We start from the raw sequence: 21,298 nt of genomic DNA, 5'->3' as shown, positions 1-21,298 counted from the left end.
TATTCTCACTGGAACAGTCTCCTGTTCTTACTGAAATAGCCTTCGTTAGTCACTGAAACAGCCTTCGTTAGTCACTGAAATAATATTCGTTGACTATTGAAGTAAGCCTCACTCCAATTTCAAGCAAACAATACACCATAACATCAAGGTATTCAAGGAAAAGGCACAAATTCTACAAGGCGTTCCAGTAGATTTATTTTTCTCTATTCCCCAATGCAAAAAAATTGCCTAAAAATTTGGAAGTTACAAATTTTCAGCGTATCTTTGCAGAAGATTGTACGGCGCTCGGCAATTCGAAAGCAAGCTTTCATTGCACTCACTGACATAATCTTTGCAAAAGTATTAATTTAAATGAATCGCGTATGAAACAGGCAGAAGAAAGATACATCAGCTTGCTGACCGACTTCGGTTTCAAGCGAATTTTTGGAACGGCAATGAATAAGGAATTACTCATTTGCTTCCTCAACAGCTTGTTTAATGGCAGACAGGTTGTGAAGGACGTGTCGTATCTGAACCCGGAGCACGTGGGAGATGTATATACCGACCGCAGAGCCATTTTTGATGTATATTGCGAAGGCGAAAACGGCGAGAAGTTCATCGTAGAAATGCAGAATGCGTACCAGACGTATTTCAAGGATCGCGCCCTTTTCTACTCTACTTTCCCGATTCGCGAACAGGCACCCAAGGGAAATGAATGGGATTTCAAACTCAATCATATCTATACCGTTGCCCTGCTCAACTTCAACATGAACGAGGATGCTTTCGACAAGGAGAAAATCCGCCATCATGTGCAGTTATGCGACACAGCTACCCACAAAGTATTTTACGACAAACTCGAATATATCTATGTAGAGATTTCTAAGTTCAACAAACCCCTGGAAGAACTGGATACGCTCTACGAGAAGTGGCTCTATGCACTGAAGAACCTCTATAAGCTTACCCAGCGCCCTAAAGAGCTGTGCGACAAAGTCTTCGACCGTCTCTTCGAGGAAGCCGAGATAGCCAAGTTCACTCCGCAGGAAATGAGGGAGTACGAAACCAGCAAGATGGCATATCGCGACATCAAGAATTCCGTAGACACCGCCAAGCGTGAAGGTATAGCCGAAGGCAAGGAAGAAAGAAGTCTTGAGATTGCCAGAAAGATGCTGGCAAAGGGCATAGATGAAGCGACGGTAAAGGAAATAACCGGGCTGTCGGCGGAACATATACTGCAGCTAAAAGCAGAAATATAGATTACTTATTTGCTGAGCTGAAAATAACAGCAACAACATGTCTTAGTTTTTTTTTAATTATGACAACATTAGAGTTACAAACAGAATATCAATCACTCGTCAACATAATTGCCAACGAGGATTACGAGACAATAAGCAAGGCTGTCAAAGCACTGAAGAAAATACTGTCTCCTAACAAGGCTGTGTCTCCCAACAAGACAAAGACTAAGAAAATAACCAAGGCTGAATTAGTTATAGATCCAAGAATTGCAGCCATGACTAAAGGCATCAACTCGCCAGAGTCATTCGACTACAAAAACGAATACTACAAGGACTACATGAAATAACGGAATTGAAGTCTCGCAGTTGGTTCAAATACGGGCTGAAGACCCAAAAGTTCCAAGAAGCAGCACGCCCTAAAAGGGCAGAAGTAAGGCAATCCCTGCTTTTGTCCCACACGCCCTGAAAGGGCAGAAGCTCCTAGCCCAGGGCAGCGCCCTGGGTATAATAGCAATCAGCAAGGCGCCCTGTAAGGGCAAAAGCCTTATGTTTTGCCTGGAGTTTTAAAGCTTTTGCCCTTACAGGGCGACAGGCTTGCGTCCTTGATTACCCAGGGCGCTGCCCTGGGCTAGGAGCTTCTGCCCTTTCAGGGCGAGTGGAGCCAACTTGCGAAAATTCAGTAACGGAAAATTTGCAGCAGGCTTTAAAATATTAGAATTATGATTTCAGAAAAAGAATTAAATAGCTATCGACTGACAAGCATGGAAGAGCCAACAGATGAAATGCTGGCTCAGATTATGCATGAGGCAGCCGAAATATACAGAGAAGAGCACGAAGATACAAAGAAAAAAGTAATAAACATGATAAGAGAAGCTTCCAACCAAGCTGCTCATAAATATCAAACCCTATATGGCAAATAATACACATAAACCCGTTTTAATAATTATTGCCGGTCCTAATGGTTCAGGGAAGACAACAATCACCTCCCGCATTCTTCAACACGAATGGCTAGAAGACTCGCTCTACATTAACCCCGACAATGTAGCCCAAAATATTTTTGGCGATTGGAACAATCAAGATGCAGTTTTAAAAGCAGCTCAATATTGCCAAGCACAAAGAGAAGAATGCCTTCAAAACAAGCGCAGCATGATTTTCGAGACCGTTATGTCAACAGAAGAAAAAATCGATTTCATCCACCGAGCTAAGGAGCAAGGATTCTTCATCCGGCTTTTTTTCGTAAGCACCTCTTCACCAATAATTAATGCATCTCGTATTGCTGCAAGAGTATTAAAAGGTGGACACGATGTACCCATCAAAAAAATTATAAGTCGATATTTCAAATCAATAGGTAACTGCAAGCTAGCCGCTTCTTTAGCCGACCGTACATACGTATATGATAACTCAATTGACGGTGTAGAAGCTCAACTTCTTTTCAGAATGACAGAAGGTAAAATATTTAAGGAATACGTGAAGGAGATTCCGGAATGGGCTATAGGCATTGCCAACAAAGAAGAATAGACTAGAAAGGAGAAAACGAAAGAGGTGTCGAAAACAGCACTATAAGAGAGAAGGCACATTCAATCTTCCATACAGTCCTATCTTTACTTCTTCATTCCTGTATACCACCTTGAGTTTCTCCTTCAGTTGCTTAACAAACTCCTGGTCCTTGATGGCAGAATAATCCTGCAAGAAATCAAGCCCATTGGGGCAAAGAACAAAGCGGCAGCCACCGCCCAAATACATAATTTCATATCGTTTCTATTTTTTATGTTTCCAAACACATCATATACCAAACTGAACATCCCGAACGACCGTAGGGAGTGATAACTTCTTTAACTTCCCCTTAACTCTTTTAACTCCTTTAACTCCTTAACTCCATTAACTTCTTAAACTTCTTAAGCTCATTTAACTCCATTAGCCTCCTTTTAAGCTTCTTTAACCACTTAAACTTCTTTAACCCTTTTAACATCTGAACTTGCCTTAAACTTGAATCATCTAATATGCGAAACTTCAAGTTTTCTACGTTAATATTTGTTTAAAAATCAGTCCTTTTTCGGTATCGTTAACTTCTTTTATCTGATAATTGTTTAACACAACATAAGACGGGATACCCTACCCCACTCGCTTTTCAAAGATTTCAGCGGTAAGAAAAAAGAAAAAATGGGACCCTAAAAAAATGGCACTCTTTCGGAACCAAAAATAAACGCTTAAAATATGTAAAAACAGGTCAAACTCTTAAAATATGTTTATAAAAAGCGAAAAACACCCTTCACCACCCTTCACCCATAACTATTTGACACACAAAATGTTAAATAAAAAGGTGAAGGGTGAAGGTTTGAAAACTCTTTTTTATATATACGCGCGGCAAGGGAAAAAATCCGTTTTTTCATTTTTCTGACTTTCTGGATTTTCCAAAAATCCTAAAAAAAGAATATAATATAAGATTTAAAATATACCCTTCACCCTTCACCTCGTCACCACAACACATATCCATCATCGTATTCCCAACATTTGTTTTCCTGGTTTATTCTTCGAAGATATTCTGCTATCTATCGGAGATATTTTCGTATTCTTCGGAGATATTCTGCTATCTTTCGGAGTAATTTTCGGGTTAATGAGTTCAGAAATGTTATCGTTTGACAAGCGGAAGAGCCAATTTGTTATCGCCCACAACAAACTAACCTAATGAGAATCAGAACAAGAAATAGCGAATTAAGTTTATTTAACCCTAAAAAACAACTATTTATGAAATAATTTCATTAAATTTGCGGCGTCTAACAGCTCCACTTGTAAGTGTACGCAAGATGATGATAGTCAAACTACCAAAACGATAGTCAAACTACCAATAAAAAAACAACGAGCTGAAGGACAAGAATATAAGTAAGTGATATTAATCAGAAACTGAAAGTACAATTTAAACTTAAATAGATATGAAAGTATTCAATTCTAAACTTGCCGCTATCGGTTTGGCAGCATTCGTATTCGCATCATGTAGCGACAACACAAGTGATCCTACTGGTGGCGATGGTGTAAAGTCAGAGGTTAATTCAGTTGAACTTACAGCTTTAACCCCAAGTTCTGTAATCAATTACAAGAACAGCACAGCTATGGCTCGCAAGTTCTTCGCTACAAGAGGAGCTTCAGCTACAGACTTCGTAACTGCAATGCCGGGGTTCCCAACAAAGCCAAAGGTAATCAAGGGCCTCAGTGCTGCTACTGATTTGGTTTTCAATGAGAGCAATCCAACAAACACTTACACTAACGAGAACACTAACAAGCTTGACTTTACAGGCAAGAAGATTCAGGGTGTAACCATCTTCGTTAAAGGAGACTGCAAGATGACTTACGATAAGTCTCTCGGTGGTAACACAATCGTATTGGCTAAGGGCGCTACCCTTGAATATACAGGTACTGGCTCTATGATTCAGGCTACCGATAAGGTATATGGCGCAGCCAGCAGTATTATCAAGGCTACCAACAACAATATCGTTGTAGAAGGTCAGCTCTATGCTTCTTGGGAAGGTCAGGGCGAAAAGGATATTCTTCATGGCGGCTTCGGTGCTGTAGAATCAAAGGTTAACCCTACCCAGAATATCACTTTCAAGAGTGGCGCTAAGGCTTACATCGACGGTTCAATCCGTGCTAAGAACCTTACCATTGAGGATGGCGCTGTAGTTACAGCTACAAGAAACATCCTGAATGCAACAAAGGTTGACCTTGCCGGTGCATTGAAGGTGGGTGGCTTCTGCAAGACTGGCAACCTCAACATCACAGGTCTTTTGGATGCATCTAACGCAAATGCAGTAGTTAAGGTTACTAAGCAGCTCAACCTGGAGGATGGTTCTCTCATCAAGGCTAACTACGTAAACGTAACCGACAACACATATTCTGGTGACAAGGGTAACAAGAAAGTGGTTAAAGTGGGTGATGCCCAGCTTAACTTGAAGAAGGGCGGTCAGATTCAGATTGCAGACCTCGGCGTTGTCAACGTGAACAACCTCGTTACAGACAACGCTTCTGCTGCTCAGATTCAGTTGCAGGGCGATAATGCCGTAGCCGTCATCAAGGCAGATAACTTCACAAACAATGGTGATGCTACTATCAATGCATTCGCTACTCCTGGTACAAACTCTGTACTCTTGTTGCAGATGAGCAAGTGCTTCATGGGTACTACACTAATGCCTTCTTCTGGCGACCTTGACATCTCTGCATCATACCTCGACTACGATAAGGCAACATCTGGTGCTCTTATTGAGCCAAAGGACGAGGATAATGAACAATACGGCTATATTCTGAGCGATGAGGCAAAGAAAGCCAGTGCTACCCCTAAGCTCGACCTGGTTGCTTCATTCGGTGAAAACAATGGCATGTCCGCATCTTGCATCCAGACCGTTGGCAACTATGTATATGTATCTTACCATACCTATGGCAACGGCAAAACAAACCTGAAGGGTGGTCTTGAGGTTCTCCACATGGCAGACAACAAGCTTACAGGTGACCAGGTAGTTAACGGAAAAGCAGGAATGGACATCAACCACGTAATGGTTGACAACAACAAGGCATACATCGCTGCTACCGATATAAACAAGGGCGCATTCCTCGGCGTTGTTCCTTTGGAGAACAATGTTTATTCAACAACGATGACCCAGTATGTACTCGATGCAGTAAACAAGAAGAATGGTTTCGATGCTAACTGCGTAGTGAAGTATGGCGACAACATCGTTATGTCTTCTACAAGAGGTTACGAGTTCTACGACAAAGAGTTCGGTCATACCTATTTCCAGACTACAGCAGATGCCAAGGGTCTTGCTTCAGCTAACGGCAACCTCTACAGCTTGCTGGCTACAGGTAAGAACACAACCGGTACTGTGAATGTATTCAACGGCATTGACCTCCGTCAGGATAAAGCCACAAAGACATTTACAACTGATGGCAATGTAGGTCCTGAGAATGGCAAGAACACTGTTGCTGTTGACGGAACAGACATCTATGTTTGCCAGGGCGAGAGAGGTATTGTTCGCTACAATGCCAACGGAGAGAAGGTTTGGGATTACACGGTTCCTACCATCGCAAACCAGAAGAGCGAGAAGTATGGCAACGTAAAGGGTTACTGCAATGGCGTAGCTATCAGTGGCAACTACGTATATGTAGCAGCTGGCGGTTATGGCGTAGTTGTTCTTAACAAGGCTGATGGTAAGGAGGTTTGCCATCGCACCGCATTCAACGGCTTCCTGGAGAACGGCAAGTGGGCAAACCCTAACTCTGCAAACTATGTAACAATTGGTCAGGACGGCTATATCTACGTAGCTTATGGTAAGAGCCGCGTACAGGTATTCAAGTTGACCCAGACAAAGAAATAATCAATTCTTAAAAGAATGTTCTCTCACTACCATCCCAATGGGGTTCTAGTGGGAGAACAAACTTCTAAAATTGGAAAGACCGCTCGAAAAAAAAAATATAACGTTAAGGATGTAGACTAACGATTTAACAAGCAAACTGATATGAAAACAAGAAATATCAAATTGGTAACATTCGGTTTAGCTGCAATGCTCCTGGCATCTTGTAGCGACTCTAATGATACCCCTAATCCAACTCCGAATCCTGCTGAAACAGGAATCATAGGAAAGGAAGTAACCTCTATTACAGATGCTCAGCAGTTGGCTGCACGTGTCTATAACTTCAAAAGACCAAGCGCAACAAGAGCGGCAGGAGTAACATATGCCAATTTAATCCATGCATATACCATGGAGGCAGAACCAACAGGATTGGACTTTGCCAAAATGGAAAAGATGTCCAACCACAAGCCATGGGATTTTCCTGCAAACACAGATATGTATATTGCTCCAGGCGAAACCATCGCTTTCAATCAAAACTACCATCTTAATGGAAATACAATATACGTAGCAGGAACTTATGAATACAACGCAACTTGGACAGAGGGAAACTACACCATCGTAGTATTAAAAGGTGGAACACTAAAATGGACAGGTGGAAACCTTTTTCCTCATCAGAACGGCGGAAAAATCCTCTGCTACGGAAACTTCGAATGCAATGCAGACCTGGAAGTTCACAACAGAGGTATCTTCAAGATTGCAGGCGATTTAAACTTAAAAGGACATACATTCAGAGTGAACAATGCCAGTGTTTATATCGGAGGCAAACTTATTTGCAACGAATTCAAGAACCAGGCTAACGCTTATACAAATATACAAGGCGGCATCGAGGGAATCGAAGACAAGCCCGTCGAACTTGATGGTGTCGTAAACATTGATGGTAAATGCAAGATGAAAGACCTGTACCTGATGGGAAATGGTCAACTCTATTGCTGTTCCCTGGAACTGACAGGCGAATTCAAGTCTATGGGCGGTGATGGCGCAAGCAGTGCATTACATACCAGCTACCTGAAGGCAAAGAATCTTTTGCTTGCTTCCAGCAACAACATCTATCTGGTGAACAACAGCAGCATAGAAGTAGAAGGAACCCTTGAGTGCAAAAAGAATGCAAGTGCCATGATTTTCCTACAGGGTGACAACTCTAAAGCTTATATCAAGGCAAATGTCATCAAATATAATGGTAGCGGAAGCCCTGCCTCACTGAACGACTGCTATATGTTCAACGCTATGGATAACGGTGGCGAATACTACATAGATGCAGATCATTTCGACAACAGTGATTCTGGTAACCTCGCATTCAGCGACGTCCAGTTCCTGGGATCTGGTAAAGCCCACAACTTCAGAAACAACAGTGCACCTGTTACCCTGGAAAAGGCAGAATGTGGCTACACGCTGAAACCAGACGTTCCTACTCCACCACATATTGATGAGTTGAGTGAAATCCTCTACGACCATACCCATACAGACATCACAGCTACCTGTATCCAGCCATACAACGGAAAGCTCTATATGTCATACCACACTCGTGGAAAGGGACATGGCGGATGTATCGAGGTATTCGAGACAGACAACCAGAAGCAGACAAAACTCATGCAGTTCTTGCAGGATACTGATAAATCGCTGGATTTCAACCATCTGATGGTAGATGGCAAATCATCTACTCCAAACCTGTATGTTGTAGGCAACTACGGATATACAAACAAGGATACTGGCAAGCAGAGTGATGCAGGAGCCATGATGGCAAGAATCGACCTCAAGAGCAACGGACTGCTGAATACTGAGGAAAAGAATATCGGTGATGCAGCTATCAATCCGCTGATTATCGTTCCTCTGGAGAACAACCAGAGCAACGATGAGGATGAGAATGCAATCGTTCGCGACGGTGACAAACTGCTCGTAACAAGTACCAGAGGTTATGAGGTTTACGACCCTAACACCCTGGAACTGCTGAGCAGCAAGAAGACTCCGGGTAAGGCGAAGCACATCGCACTGAACAATGGCGAGATTGCTACCTTATATTATAATGAACGAGTATCAAGCACAGAAACTCCTGTAGCTGGAACACTGGAGATTTTCAACGCTGGTGCAAACATTACAACTGCAAAACCAGAGAAATCAATCGCCATTTCAGAGATTGCACCAAACAATGGTAAGAACACCATAGCCATCGACGGAGACAACGTCTATGTATGCCGAAGTGCAAACGGTCTTACCTGTTACGACAAAAATACCGGTGCAGAGAAGTGGACATGGCAAGCTCCGCTTACAGCATCCACATCCAAGCCTCAGGGCTATGCCAACGGTGTGACATTCGACGACAAGTATGTATATCTGGCTTGCGGTGGTTACGGTCTCGTAGTTCTCGACAAGAACAAGATGGTGGATGGCAAACCTGCAGTTTACGCCAAGACCCGAGTTACTGGTATTACCAACGAACAGGGAAGAATAGTTTGGAACTCTGCCAACTACGTAACACTCTATAATGGTCTGATTTACGTAGCTTACGGTAAGAACCGACTCAAGGTTTACCAATTGGTTGATGGTGGCACATCTGGATCAAATACAGACTATGGCACCAAATAGCAAGATAAGAAATACTAGAGAATAAAAAACTCAAGAAGACACGAGATGAATGCAGCTGCAACAGCTCGCAGCTGCATTCATCGTGTTTAATAACTCATTATGAAGCGAAAAATAATACTATACTCAACTACAGCTCTGCTACTTCTCATGGCAGCACAAAGCGCTATGGCTCAGACGAAAGGCAAAAAGCCGAAAAGTTTCAGCCCTAAGATGCTCGTATATGAGAATCTGAAGAACGATAATGTACTGAGACACTTCAAACAGCGCTTCGCACAACTCGACACTCTCATCAAAAACCCTATATGGGTGAAAGCACCAGTCATAGAACTGGGACTCAATAAACAGCATCACGCTGATATCAATAAGACCGACTCTCTGTTCTGGTCGAAAACTGCACATGAGCACCTAGCGCTCAACAGACACAACGGTCTGGAAGTGACCGGACAGGTTTATGCCCGACCTGACGCGTACTTCGATTCTGATGAAGACGACGCAAAAGAGGTATCAAAATATAAGATGAAGGTTCAAGCCGAACTGGGTTGGAACATCATCAACTCGAAGTTCTACCAAGGCAAGGAGAAAAGAACTAAGATTGCTCTTGCCAATGAACTCGACCGCTTGCAAATAAAAAAGCGCCAAACTGCAGACATCTATGAAAAGGCAGCCGATGAGCTGACCGAACAATATAATTTCTATATCGGTACTGTCATAGCACACAGACTGGACAACCTCGACATCATGAACGAAGCGTACCAGTTTATGCTGGAAAAAGACCGAATCAGCAACGACAAGATGCTGAAAGTGATGAACGATAAGCTGGAGGCTGAATATGACATCTCCGTGCTCTGCACAGACAGAGATATCAGCAACAAGCCTATCTACCGCATCAAACCAACCAAGATTGTGGTAGACACAACAGCCCTCTGGAACCATCTGAACCAGGAAAGTCTGGATGCACGCATCATGATGGTGAAAGAACAGATAGCTGACAACGACAGCAAACTGACCAACTATTTAAGCACTACCCGACTCACACCATTCGCAAGATGGTCGAGCTACTGGCAGAGCAACAACAAGATTTCGAACAATGCCGACGTGGGCGTAAGATTCACCATTCCTATCTGGAACGAAACGCCACGCAAACGACAGGCACTGGAGACCCAGAAGGAAATCATACGCAGCAGCCGCGGTACCGATGTGAAGGAAATCAAGCAGTCGGTAGGCATCCTGCTCAAGAAGATAGACAACCTGAACAAGGCAATAGCCACCGAGGCTTTCCATATAGACCAGACCGGCAAATATATAGAAATGCGGCGGTTTGCCTACCAGAACCAGAAACAGGGATACAACTATCTGATGCGTATGGACGAATATACGGGACTCCTGGAAAGTATGGAGCGCATGTACAAACTGATGCAGAACCGCGCACTCGCTATCATCAATATCGAGAAAGCCGTGAGCATCTATGACAACAACAACATCTTCAAAGAAATAGAACTTTGAATGTAAGGAAACTAGAATATGAATGAATTCCAATATAATGGCACGCCACAAGAACAGGCGATGGCAGACTTGCTGAAGACGCAGGGTCACCGCCTTGCCAGACAGCAGATCATCTTTGCCCTGATCTTCCTGCTGGTTATCGTGCTTGCCGCCTACTATATTGTCACTCGTATGATATGGGCAACCTTCGACGGTTATATAACCCTCGATGAAAACCATATCAGTGCCGTTGACGACATCTATATCCTTAAGGTGAACAAAGAAATGGGTGAAGTGGTGCATAAGGGAGATACGCTCTACTCTTATGTACTGCTAGGTAACATTGTGAACCAATACGACCCGAACATTCTGCCTTCTGCCGTAAAGGAGACTCACGACATGGAGGTACAGGCTAAACTCGCCCAGCAGGAGATTCCGGTGCTGCGTACCCGACTTGCCGAACTGAGAAAACAGAAAGCATCTGAAAGTTCGGATATCTACTACGGTCTTACAGACAACACCAAGCGAAATGCACTGGATGCTGAGATTGCCGAGGTAGAAGAGGAATTGAGAAAGCAGGCTAACAAGGTGGAAATCTACGCACAGGCTAAGAACACCACCTATAACTTCATGAGCCGCAGAGGAGCCGGCAGAGCAAATGCTTCCATGCCATACTCCAACACCAGCATCTACAACCCGGGACTGATACACTACTGCTGTGCACCAGCCGATGCTTACATCTCAAAAATCAATGTGAGCGACAAGACACTGGTGTTCAAAAGCGATGAGGTGATGGTTATCCAGCATACCGACTATGCAGACTGCCATCTGGGCGTAATCGCATACGTACCCAACGACATGGTGAAGTATATGGAAAGCCCTGACGATGCAGACATCATCATCAACAAAGATCTGGAACTGCAGGCTAAGTTGCAGATGGTAGGTCTGAGAGTAGAGGAAATACCAAAGCATCTGCAGAGTAACTTCTCGCATGATGCCAACGCAGTGGTTGCCGTCTTCACCCTGAACCCGAACCAGAGAGTTCCGGCATGGGTAATGAGCAACAGACTGCCGGTAAGAATAAGAGTGAATAAGATTGGTGCCATGCTCGATCCGAAGCCACTACCGATGTACACCGTCCCAGTGGGCAAGAACGAAAACGTGAAGCGAAGCAACATGATTTCGAGCGACACCAATAATCATCAAGAACAAAAGAAATAAAGAATGATTGGACTTAGAAGAAACAAACGTGGAGATATGGTGCTCACCATCGATAGCTATATAGATATCGACTCGACACCGGACATCCAGCCCGACTACTTCGATTGTATTTACATCAATACGAAGAGTGAGCGTGCGTTCCATGCTATACTGTTTGGAGCCAGTCCAATCTTATCGTGGAAATGTAGCTACAAACCGATATTCGTCAATACGGCGTTATCGGGAAAGGGACAGATCATCGACTATATCGTCGATGCCTATGTGAGCGACATGAACAATGAAAAGGTATATGAGATTATTGACAAAATCAAGCTGGCAAGACAGAAGTTTGGTGTAAAAAGCGAAACAAGCCGTCCTACACAGCCTAACCAGATCTTTGCCAACATCCTGAAATACCTGCTCTCAAGAGACCAGCGAATCATGGGACACCGACTGCTGGAGAAATCGTCTTTGGGATATATCAACCCAATCTTCGAGCACTATCACAGTATGAGTCTCTTCCATCTCAACGAGATGTTCATGTTCATCGACACTATGGTGGAGTTCGGATCACTGCGCATTCACCGCTTCCTGCTCAAGGAGCACCTCTGCCCTAAGTGCAACCACTCTCACCTGCTCTATACGGAGTGCTGTCCGAAGTGCGGAAGTTCGAACCTGAAGATACAGAACATCATCCACCACTTCAGCTGCGCCAACGTATCGCCGGAAAGCAGCTACAATGTGGGCGGTATGCTCATCTGTCCGAAGTGTCACAAGAAACTGCGCCACATCGGTGTTGACTATGACAGACCAGCCGTGGTATATACCTGCAACGACTGCGAGAACTCGTTTACCTCGCCTATCACTAAGGCAACCTGCTGCTACTGCGAGAACACCTATCCGGTAAATGCCCTGGTGCCACGAGACGTAGAGGACTACGAGATAACGGAAGAAGGAATCAGAACGCTGACCAGCGGCAACATCATGTTCAACAACATGGTGAACATCTATGATAACTTCATGGAATATTATCTGCTGATGAACCGACTGCGACGCCAGCTGATGGAAACCTACCGCAAGGATGAACTCTCGGTCATGGTAGGCAAGATATGGATTATAGATGATAACAAGGATACCGTAAAGATAAAGGAAAGCATACAGGGCAAGCTCTGTAGAATCTTCTCCAATCACAAGGTGTCTTACTACAACAATATCTTCTACGTATCCTCTACCCTCTATGAGCAGGGAGAAACGGTGGAAGAGGCTCAGCAGAAACTGAGCAAGGAGATGTCGGTAGCCATCAGAAAGGTGGCCAACTCGATAGAACCGGACGAGATTATCTGCAGCATGCTGGAAACCAAGACGAAGACCATCGCCAACAACTATGACGAGTTCTTCAACAAACTGCAATATGTGGATATGACTCCAGACGACTACTGCCGCTACTCAGAGGAACCTCTGATGAAGGAAGAAGAGAAAGAGGTGAAGCCGCAGGAAGAGCTGCTTGATACGGAGCCGAAGGAAGATGAAAACGACAAGATACAGAAGCGCATCGTACTCTACAAGAAACTCGTTGCCATCCTTGTCACCATCGCAGGTATACTCATAATCATGGCCCTCTTGGCGCTCACCGTGCTGAGATAAGCCATCAAGAAGAAAGGGAAAAGCGTATGTTTAGCATAGCAGAACATCTGAACGATTTCTTCGACTGGATCAGCACGCTATCGTTTAGCAGTATCGTGAATACCTACTGGTTCCTCTTCTTCATCGAGATGCCAAGATATTATATCCTGGAATATCTCGTAATCGGAAACCGACTGATGAAGAGAAACCGGATAGATAAAGAGAAAGAATATGCCAAGTACTTCCTGTACCGCGAGAATCCGCTTATCAGCATCCTCGTACCGGGAAAGAACGAAGGCAAACATATATTCAAAATGGTGAACTCGCTGGCTGAGCAAACCTACCGCAACTACGAAATCATCGTGGTAGACGATGGTAGCGACGACGACACCAAACTGATTTGTAACGACCTCTACAGAGCCGGGTATATCACCCACTACCTGAGGTTGGATACAAGAGGCGGTAAAGCTGCCGCCAGCAACTATGGAGCCCAGATGGCAAGAGGCAAATACATCGTATGTCTGGATGCCGACTCTTCGCTCGACCGTGATGCACTGGAGAAGATTCTACTCCCCTTCTACATCGACGGAATGGTAAAGGGCGTAGGAGGATGTGTGAAAGTGCGCAACTACAAGGAGACCATCTGCTCATCGCTGCAGGCTTTCGAATACCTGAAGCGAATACAGGTGGGACGTATCGTAACCAGCGAACTGGGTATCTACCACATCATTTCGGGAGCGTTCGGAGCCTTCGAAAGAAAGACACTGAAGGAAGTGGGCTATTGGGACATAGGACCGGGACTGGACGGTGACCTGACACAGAAGATCCGCAAAGCCGGATATAAAGTGAAATTTGCCGAAGATGCCATCTGTATGACCAATGTGCCTACCAAATGGTATAAGCTGTATCATCAGCGCATCAGATGGTCGCGCTCGCTCGTGAGATTCCGTCTCCGCAAGCATGCCGACATTCTGCTGCCTACAAAGAACTGGAGTATCCTTAACTGGTTATCCAACATGGAGAGTGTGGTTTTCGACTGCTTCCTCAATTTCCTGTGGTTGTGGTATATCATCAAGCTCGCCATCACGTTTAACACGCACATCATCGAGGTGCTGGCGCTGGGCTACTTTATCAGAGTATGCTTCTCGCAGCTTGCCTTCCTCCTGGTGCTGATGGTTTCAGAAAGAAAGAAAGACGTGTGGTTCCTCTACAGATATCTGCCACTGATGTCGCCTTATACAGGTTATTTCCTGCGTATCGCCCGTCTGTCGGCTCATCTGCAAGAAATCTTCTTCCGCCGTTCTTACAAGGACGCATGGAACCCTGAGAAGACTTCGCGCTATGCTCAGCTTGAAGGAATCTAAAAGACCCGAGTTACTTGCTGTAACGCAAACACAGCAGGGAGCTCCCAATAAAAGAAATAACATTATAAAACATAAACAATATAGTATATGATAAACAAGTCTTTTGAGTTTAAGATTGGAGTAATAGGTTTGGGGTATGTTGGTACTCCACTGGCATGCTTATTCTCAAAGAAATACGATACATGGGGTTATGACATCAAAGCTGAGAAGGTAGCCAAGTTAGCCAAAAGCACGATGGAAGACAACAGACCTGTATCCAAAGCTTTGGAACAGGGACTGAAACTGACCAGCAATATTGATGACCTGAAGAAGTGTAACGTGTATATCATCGCTGTACCGACACCGGTGAACAAATCGAACAAGCCAGACATCAGTTGCGTGCGCAATGCTACAGCTGAGGTTGGCAAGATTCTGAAAGAAGGTGATATCGTAGTCTACGAGAGTACCGTTTACCCAGGTCTGACAGAAGAGGTCTGCGCCCCATTACTGGCATCTACATCTGGATTGAAATTGAACCAGAGTTTCTTTGTAGGCTTCTCGCCAGAGCGCATCAACCCGGGCGATACTGTTCATACCATCGAGAACATCGTGAAGGTTACCAGCGGTTCTACACCCGAAGCAGCAGCTATCATCGACAGCCTCTATGCTTCAGTACTTACCCATGGCACCTACAAGGCGAAGAGTATCAAAATAGCAGAGGCATGTAAACTGATGGAGAACTGCCAGAGAGACATACAGATAGCCTTCTTCAATGAGATGGAAAAGATTTTCGACAAGATGAACATCAACATTGAAGACGTAACGGCGGCAGCTAGCACAAAATGGAACTTCGTGCCAGCTACTCCAGGACTCGTTGGCGGTCACTGCATCGCGGTAGACCCATACTACCTGATTAACAAGGCACAGGAGGTTGACGTGGTACCATCGCTGCTCTCTACAGCCCGCGAGGTTAACGAGCAGATGGCGGTATGGATGGCTGGAAAGATAAAGAATGCATCTGAAAGCAGAAAGTTCAAGGCTCCGGAGACTAACGTGCTGATCCTCGGCTTCTCGTTCAAGCCAGACAGCGATGATATCAGAAACACAAAAGTAGCCGATCTCTATATCAACCTGGTAGGAGCAGGTTACAAAACCACACTCTACGATCCATTGGTAGATGTAAAGGAAGTAAAAGAAGAATATAACATCAAGGTGACAGATGATCCTAAAGTTCTGGAAAAAGAGTATCAGATTGTGGTAATCGGTACTCATCACAAGATGTTCGACAGTATCGACATGAACAATCTAATCACTGATAAAGGATTCATGTGCGACATCTACGGCATTCACAAGCCAAGAAACTAGATCTTCAAGATCGGAAAGAACCTATATAATAACCAGTGAAAAATGGAAAAGAACAAAGTGCTAATCGTCGATGATATTTCAGAAAATATTGAAACTATCTCTGAAATGATAAAGGACTTTGACATCGACGTGAAAACTGCAAATGGCGGAAAAGAAGCCATTGAACTGATTGACTCATTCAAGCCGGACGTGATACTGCTCGACTTGATGATGCCACATGTAAATGGGTGGGACGTAATAGACCATGTACGCTCTAAATACTCGAAAAACGAAATGGCCATCATCGTGGTTTCCCTGTTAAGCAACAAGGATAATATTGATGAGTGCTATGAGCTTGGAGTAAACGACTACATCACAAAGCCTATCATCAAAGCCCGTCTCACCAGTTCGCTAGACGCTCATCTAAGCAGTCTTGCAAGAGGCTAAAGTGCCTCTTGCAAGATTGCTTCTGCATGAGCTATGCGATCACTAGTAGGAGGATCTATGCCTTCCAGCGGGTAGGCAATACCTAGTTTCTCATACTTGTAGATACCCATCGTATGATAGGGTAAGACATCTATTCGCTCAATATTAGAGAGTGTTGAGAGAAAATCGCGCAACTGATTGAGGTATTCATCCTTGTCGGTAATACCTGGAATCAGGACGTGACGAATCCATACTGGTTTGTGTATCTCGCTTAAATATCGTGCACAATCCAGTATGTTTACATTAGAATGGCGGGTGAGTTTACGATGCTCTTCATCGTTGATATGCTTGATATCAAGAAGAACAGTATCTGTGACGGTCATCAGACGCTCGAATTTATCGAAGAAAGCACCCTCTTTTCGGAAGGGTTGCGCTGATGTATCAAGACAAGTGTTGATGCCACGCTGATGGGCTTTCTCGAAAAGTTCGATGAGAAAGTCTATCTGCATCAGGGCTTCTCCACCACTTACGGTAATACCGCCCTTGTCCCCCCAATAACTCTTGAATCGCTCTGCCTTATCCAGCAGATCATCGGCACTCCATTCCTCTCCTACTCCCATCTTCCATGAATCCGGGTTATGGCAGAACTGGCAGCGCATCGGACACCCCTGCAGGAAAATCAAAAATCTGATGCCTGGTCCATCTACAGAACCAAAGCTCTCTATGCTGTGTACAAAACCCTTATGCATTCTTTCGAAGATCATATATTCCCCACAATGCAAAAAGACTCATAAATAAGGCTATAACACCTAAAAAAAGAAATACACCCATATTATTTTATCTTTTTAGAAATGATTAAAAACAAGAAGCCCAAAAAGGTAAAGAATAAGACTATAAGAACTCCTAACATATAAAGAGTTACTTTATCTATATCTTCCTTCATGATGCTCGCCAGAAGAACACCACCAATAACTAACTTAGCAATGTCCAAACAGAACTTACTCGCTTCAGCAAATAAAGTCCTTTTCCCATCTTTTGATAAATTCATACTGCAAAATTAGTAAATTTATCAATATCTTGCTCCATTTTGCAGTTAAATAAGCTAAAATGCCCGCTAAATATCCTCGGAAAGAAAATCTAGCGGGCAATCTATATGTTACAAAGAGACAAGAGGATTCTTCACTCTTCCCTCTTCATTCTTCACTTCCTTAGAGTCTCTCGTGAGCCTGACGAGCGATTACGTCGAGCTGCTGCTCACGTGTCAAGTCGATGAACTTAACAGCGTAACCACTCACACGGATGGTGAAGTTCTGGTACTCTTCCTTCTCAGGATGCTCCATCGCATCCTTGAGCTTGTCGATACCGAATACGTTCACATTCAGGTGGTGAGAACCCTGGTTGAAGTAACCATCCAATACACCTACCAATGTCTGGGCACGCTCCTCATCGTTATGTCCGAGAGCACCTGGACTGATGGTCTGAGTATTAGAGATACCATCGAGAGCATACTCGTATGGCAACTTAGCTACTGAGTTCAATGAAGCCAAAAGACCGTTCTTCTCTGCACCGTAAGATGGGTTAGCACCTGGAGCCAATGGAGCACCGGCTGGACGACCATCAGGCATGTTGCTGGTGTACTTACCGTATACTACATTTGATGTGATAGTCAGGATAGATGTAGTAGGCTCTGAATTGCGGTATGTGTGGTGCTTCTTGATCATGTTCATGAAGGTCTTGAGCAACCATACTGCAATTTCATCAGCACGCTCATCATCGTTACCGTAACGTGGGAAGTCGCCCTCGGTCTTGAAGCTGAGAGGGAAACCGGTCTCATCACGGACGATGTTTACCTTGGCATACTTGATAGCTGAGATAGAGTCAACTACGTGGCTGAAACCAGCGATACCTGTAGCGAAAGTACGACGAACATCTGTATCGATGAGCGCCAACTCTGCTGCCTCGTAGAAGTACTTATCGTGCATGTAGTGGATGAGGTTCAATGTCTTCACATAAACGCCAGCCAACCAGTCCATCATATCCATGAAACGTGGCATGAACTCCTCGTATGTCAATACATCACCCTCAACGGCGCGATACTTAGGACCGCACTGCTCGCGTGTCTTTGAATCAACACCGCCAGAAACAGCGTAGGTCAAGCACTTAGCCAAGTTGGCACGTGCACCGAAGAACTGCATCTCCTTACCTGTCTGTGTAGCAGATACACAGCAGCAGATGCTATAGTCGTCACCCCAAACTGGGCGCATTACGTCATCGTTCTCATACTGGATAGAGCTTGTCTTTACAGAAATCAAAGAAGCGTAGTGCTTGAATGCCTTTGGCAAGCGAGAGCTATAGAGTACAGTGAGGTTTGGCTCTGGTGAAGGACCCATGTTCTCCAATGTGTGGAGGAAACGGAAGTCGTTCTTGGTAACCATTGAGCGGCCATCCTGACCCATACCACCTACTTCGAGAGTAGCCCAAACTGGGTCGCCGGTGAAGAGCTCGTTGTAAGAAGGGATACGGGCGAACTTAACCATACGGAACTTCATGACCAAGTGGTCGATGAGCTCCTGAGCCTCATCCTCGGTAAGAGTACCCTCGTTCAAGTCGCGCTGGATATAGATATCGAGGAATGTAGAGATACGGCCTACAGACATCGCAGCACCATTCTGAGTCTTCACAGCTCCGAGGTAACCGAAGTACAACCACTGAACAGCCTCGCGAGCGTTCTTAGCTGGCTGGCTGATATCGTAGCCATACAACTGAGCCATCTCCTTCAAGCCCTTGAGCGCCTTGATCTGCATAGCAACCTCTTCACGAAGACGGATAACGTCGTCGATCATCTCACGGTCGCCCATGTTAGCGAGGTCGTTCTTCTTCTCCTCGATGAGGAAGTCGATACCATAAAGGGCTACACGACGATAGTCACCTACGATACGTCCACGACCGTAAGTATCAGGAAGACCGGTAAGAATGTGGTTATGGCGAACGAGCTTCATCTCTGGAGTATAAGCATCGAATACGCCATCATTATGAGTTTTGCAATACTTGTGGAAGATTTCGTGGAGCTTCTCAGATGGCTGATAGCCATATGTTGTACAAGCCTGCTCCGCCATCTTGATACCACCGTATGGCATGAAGGCACGCTTCAGAGGTTTATCAGTCTGAAGACCTACCACTTTCTCCAAATCCTTGGTACCCTCACCAATATAGGCAGCACCGTAAGCTGTCAATCCTGAAACGATTTCTGTTTCCATATCAAGCACACCACCCTTGGCGCGCTCCTCCTTCTGGAGTTCCTTCAACATACCCCAAAGGGTGTTAGTTGCCTGAGTTGGTTCTGCAAGGAACGACTCATCGCCGTCATAACAAGTGTAGTTGTTCTGAATGAAATCACGAAGATTCACTTCACTCTGCCACATGTTTCCTTTGAAACCTCTCCATTCTGTTTTCATCATTTTAATACTTTTTTTTTACAAAGTTAATAATTATATATTTTGCACACACTATCTATTTTGAGTTGGTTTTACACCTATTATATATAGTAAAATAAAAAAGCCCGAACACGTTTGTGCCCGGGTTTTTAAGCACCTTTATTTGAAGGTGCGTATATCATGATGTTCTCGTTCTTTCCGACAGCATCTGTTTTTCCTATATTTCCTAAGTTTATTCCCACTATTAATTTCATGTCTTTTAAATTCATTATTTGTAATTGGCTTGCAACAGTTATGCAATGCGGATGCAAAATTACAACAATAAAATGAGAAAAGAGAAGAAAACCTGAACTTTCTTCTCTTTTCTATGAAAAATCATCATTTATGAGTATCATTCTACTGATTCTCAAAATAATGATTGAGATTTTCTATGAATAATCCGAAACACTTGTCATGAATCTGACGAGTCATGGTAACAGGGTTCTCCGCATTCAGGATGGTACCGCTCATTGCCACACCGATGCCCAATTCTGCAAGCGGATCTATATCGTCTGGAGTCAAACCTCCGATGGCTACCATAGGCAGAGAGATTTTATTCTCCCTCATCTGCTCAATAATCTGGCGGTAACCTTCTATACCCAACACCGGAGAGAGTTTCTCCTTGGTAGTAGTATAGCGGAACGGACCGCAACCGATATAATCAGCCCCCTGTTCATGCAAACGGCGAATATCATCAAATGTATTGGCTGTTCCTCCGATAATGAATTCTTCACCCAGGAGCTTACGGGCCTCATCAACCGGCATATCGTTCTTGCCAAGATGTACACCATCTATCTGTAACTTCTTCACCAGTTCTACACGGTCGTCTAGGATAAAAGTTGCACCGGCACCCTCGCAAGCCAACTTTAACTTACGGGCTATAGGCTCTACCTCTTCATCGGTAGCCCCCTTCATGCGAAGCTGAACCCAATCACATCCTCCGATAAGTGCCAGATAGGCACCTTCGAGATAAGAGAAGCGCTCGTTCTGATGCGTGATAAACTGAAAGCTCGTCTGAAAATGAGCTAATGCTAAAGACTTGTTCATACGTACTATAAAATATAAATTCGCTTGCAAAGGTACTACATTCACACGACAAAATCCTACAATTTACCTTTTTTAAACTTCGTCATTTGGAAATGGGGAAAGTCTTCCTTTTTTTTTATTTTGTTTTTTTATACATTCCTATGCATTTATATGGATTCTTTTCCGTACCTTTG

17 protein-coding genes are annotated in these 21,298 nt (G+C 44.3%); 12 read left to right on the top strand and 5 right to left on the bottom strand.

The genetic code is table 11. From position 1 onward, the window contains the following. Positions 1–362: 362 nt before the first annotated feature. The 4 genes from ONT18_RS01885 (at position 363) to ONT18_RS01870 (ending at position 2,729) form a co-directional block, all read left to right on the top strand. Positions 363–1,232: an Rpn family recombination-promoting nuclease/putative transposase gene (locus ONT18_RS01885; RefSeq protein WP_264903804.1), complete on the top strand. Its 870-nt coding sequence runs from the start codon at positions 363–365 to the stop codon at positions 1,230–1,232. A gap of 59 nt (positions 1,233–1,291) precedes the next feature. Next, complete coding sequence (locus ONT18_RS01880) at positions 1,292–1,558, top strand: hypothetical protein (protein WP_117588171.1); 267 nt, start codon at positions 1,292–1,294, stop codon at positions 1,556–1,558. A 372-nt stretch (positions 1,559–1,930) separates the two neighbouring features. Further along, positions 1,931–2,131 (top strand): hypothetical protein, encoded by a 201-nt coding sequence (locus ONT18_RS01875; protein ID WP_144150554.1) that lies wholly within the window; start codon positions 1,931–1,933, stop codon positions 2,129–2,131. Then, the gene (locus ONT18_RS01870; protein ID WP_264903803.1) at positions 2,121–2,729 is read left to right on the top strand and encodes a zeta toxin family protein; all 609 of its coding nucleotides are present in this window, start codon (positions 2,121–2,123) and stop codon (positions 2,727–2,729) included. The genes ONT18_RS01875 and ONT18_RS01870 overlap by 11 nt, the downstream gene beginning before the upstream one ends. Positions 2,730–2,768: 39 nt before the next feature. Here ONT18_RS01870 and ONT18_RS01865 read toward each other — a convergent pair whose 3' ends face one another. Then, positions 2,769–2,954 carry a hypothetical protein gene (locus ONT18_RS01865; protein WP_264903802.1) on the bottom strand — a complete coding sequence of 62 codons (186 nt, stop codon included), beginning with the start codon at positions 2,952–2,954 and terminating at the stop codon, positions 2,769–2,771. Between the two features lie 1,187 nt (positions 2,955–4,141). On the opposite strand from ONT18_RS01865, the gene ONT18_RS01860 reads away from it, so the two are divergent. The 8 genes from ONT18_RS01860 to ONT18_RS01825 all read left to right on the top strand — a co-directional run bounded on the left by ONT18_RS01860 (position 4,142) and on the right by ONT18_RS01825 (position 16,626). Then, a complete protein-coding gene (locus tag ONT18_RS01860; RefSeq protein ID WP_264903801.1) occupies positions 4,142–6,571 on the top strand; it encodes a hypothetical protein in 2,430 nt (809 codons plus the stop codon). 141 nt (positions 6,572–6,712) lie between these two features. Next, positions 6,713–9,187, top strand: a complete 2,475-nt coding sequence (locus ONT18_RS01855) for a PQQ-like beta-propeller repeat protein (protein WP_264903800.1) — start codon at positions 6,713–6,715, stop codon at positions 9,185–9,187. Positions 9,188–9,352: 165 nt separating this feature from the next. Next, on the top strand, positions 9,353–10,690 hold the full coding sequence (locus ONT18_RS01850; protein ID WP_119237791.1) for a hypothetical protein: 1,338 nt from the start codon (positions 9,353–9,355) through the stop codon (positions 10,688–10,690). A gap of 18 nt (positions 10,691–10,708) precedes the next feature. Beyond that, positions 10,709–11,890, top strand: coding sequence for a multidrug transporter (locus ONT18_RS01845; protein ID WP_264903799.1), 1,182 nt, complete (start codon positions 10,709–10,711; stop codon positions 11,888–11,890). A 3-nt stretch (positions 11,891–11,893) separates the two neighbouring features. After that, a complete protein-coding gene (locus ONT18_RS01840) occupies positions 11,894–13,513 on the top strand; it encodes a hypothetical protein (RefSeq protein WP_264903798.1) in 1,620 nt (539 codons plus the stop codon). A 26-nt stretch (positions 13,514–13,539) separates the two neighbouring features. Beyond that, on the top strand, positions 13,540–14,856 hold the full coding sequence (locus ONT18_RS01835) for a glycosyltransferase family 2 protein (RefSeq protein WP_264903797.1): 1,317 nt from the start codon (positions 13,540–13,542) through the stop codon (positions 14,854–14,856). 87 nt (positions 14,857–14,943) lie between these two features. Continuing rightward, on the top strand, positions 14,944–16,200 hold the full coding sequence (locus ONT18_RS01830; RefSeq protein ID WP_264903796.1) for a nucleotide sugar dehydrogenase: 1,257 nt from the start codon (positions 14,944–14,946) through the stop codon (positions 16,198–16,200). A 42-nt stretch (positions 16,201–16,242) separates the two neighbouring features. Continuing rightward, on the top strand, positions 16,243–16,626 hold the full coding sequence (locus ONT18_RS01825; RefSeq protein ID WP_264903795.1) for a response regulator: 384 nt from the start codon (positions 16,243–16,245) through the stop codon (positions 16,624–16,626). On the opposite strand, the gene pflA is transcribed toward ONT18_RS01825, so the two are convergent. The 4 genes from pflA to ONT18_RS01805 all read right to left on the bottom strand — a co-directional run bounded on the left by pflA (position 16,623) and on the right by ONT18_RS01805 (position 21,125). Further along, entirely contained in the window at positions 16,623–17,354 is a 732-nt protein-coding gene (gene pflA / locus ONT18_RS01820) for a pyruvate formate-lyase-activating protein (protein WP_264903794.1), read from the bottom strand. The genes ONT18_RS01825 and pflA overlap by 4 nt on opposite strands. Before the next feature lie 83 nt (positions 17,355–17,437). Further along, complete coding sequence (locus tag ONT18_RS01815; RefSeq protein ID WP_119237798.1) at positions 17,438–17,653, bottom strand: DUF6722 family protein; 216 nt, start codon at positions 17,651–17,653, stop codon at positions 17,438–17,440. A 160-nt stretch (positions 17,654–17,813) separates the two neighbouring features. Then, complete coding sequence (gene pflB, locus ONT18_RS01810) at positions 17,814–20,060, bottom strand: formate C-acetyltransferase (protein WP_118189938.1); 2,247 nt, start codon at positions 20,058–20,060, stop codon at positions 17,814–17,816. 375 nt (positions 20,061–20,435) lie between these two features. Then, positions 20,436–21,125, bottom strand: coding sequence for a thiamine phosphate synthase (locus ONT18_RS01805; RefSeq protein WP_264903793.1), 690 nt, complete (start codon positions 21,123–21,125; stop codon positions 20,436–20,438). Positions 21,126–21,298 lie beyond the last annotated feature (173 nt).

The sequence above is a fragment of the Segatella copri genome (genome assembly GCF_026015295.1).
In the GTDB taxonomy this organism is placed as follows: domain Bacteria; phylum Bacteroidota; class Bacteroidia; order Bacteroidales; family Bacteroidaceae; genus Prevotella; species Prevotella copri_C.
The sequence above is the reverse complement of the archived record's forward strand: the minus strand, read 5'-3'. Positions and strand labels throughout refer to the sequence as shown.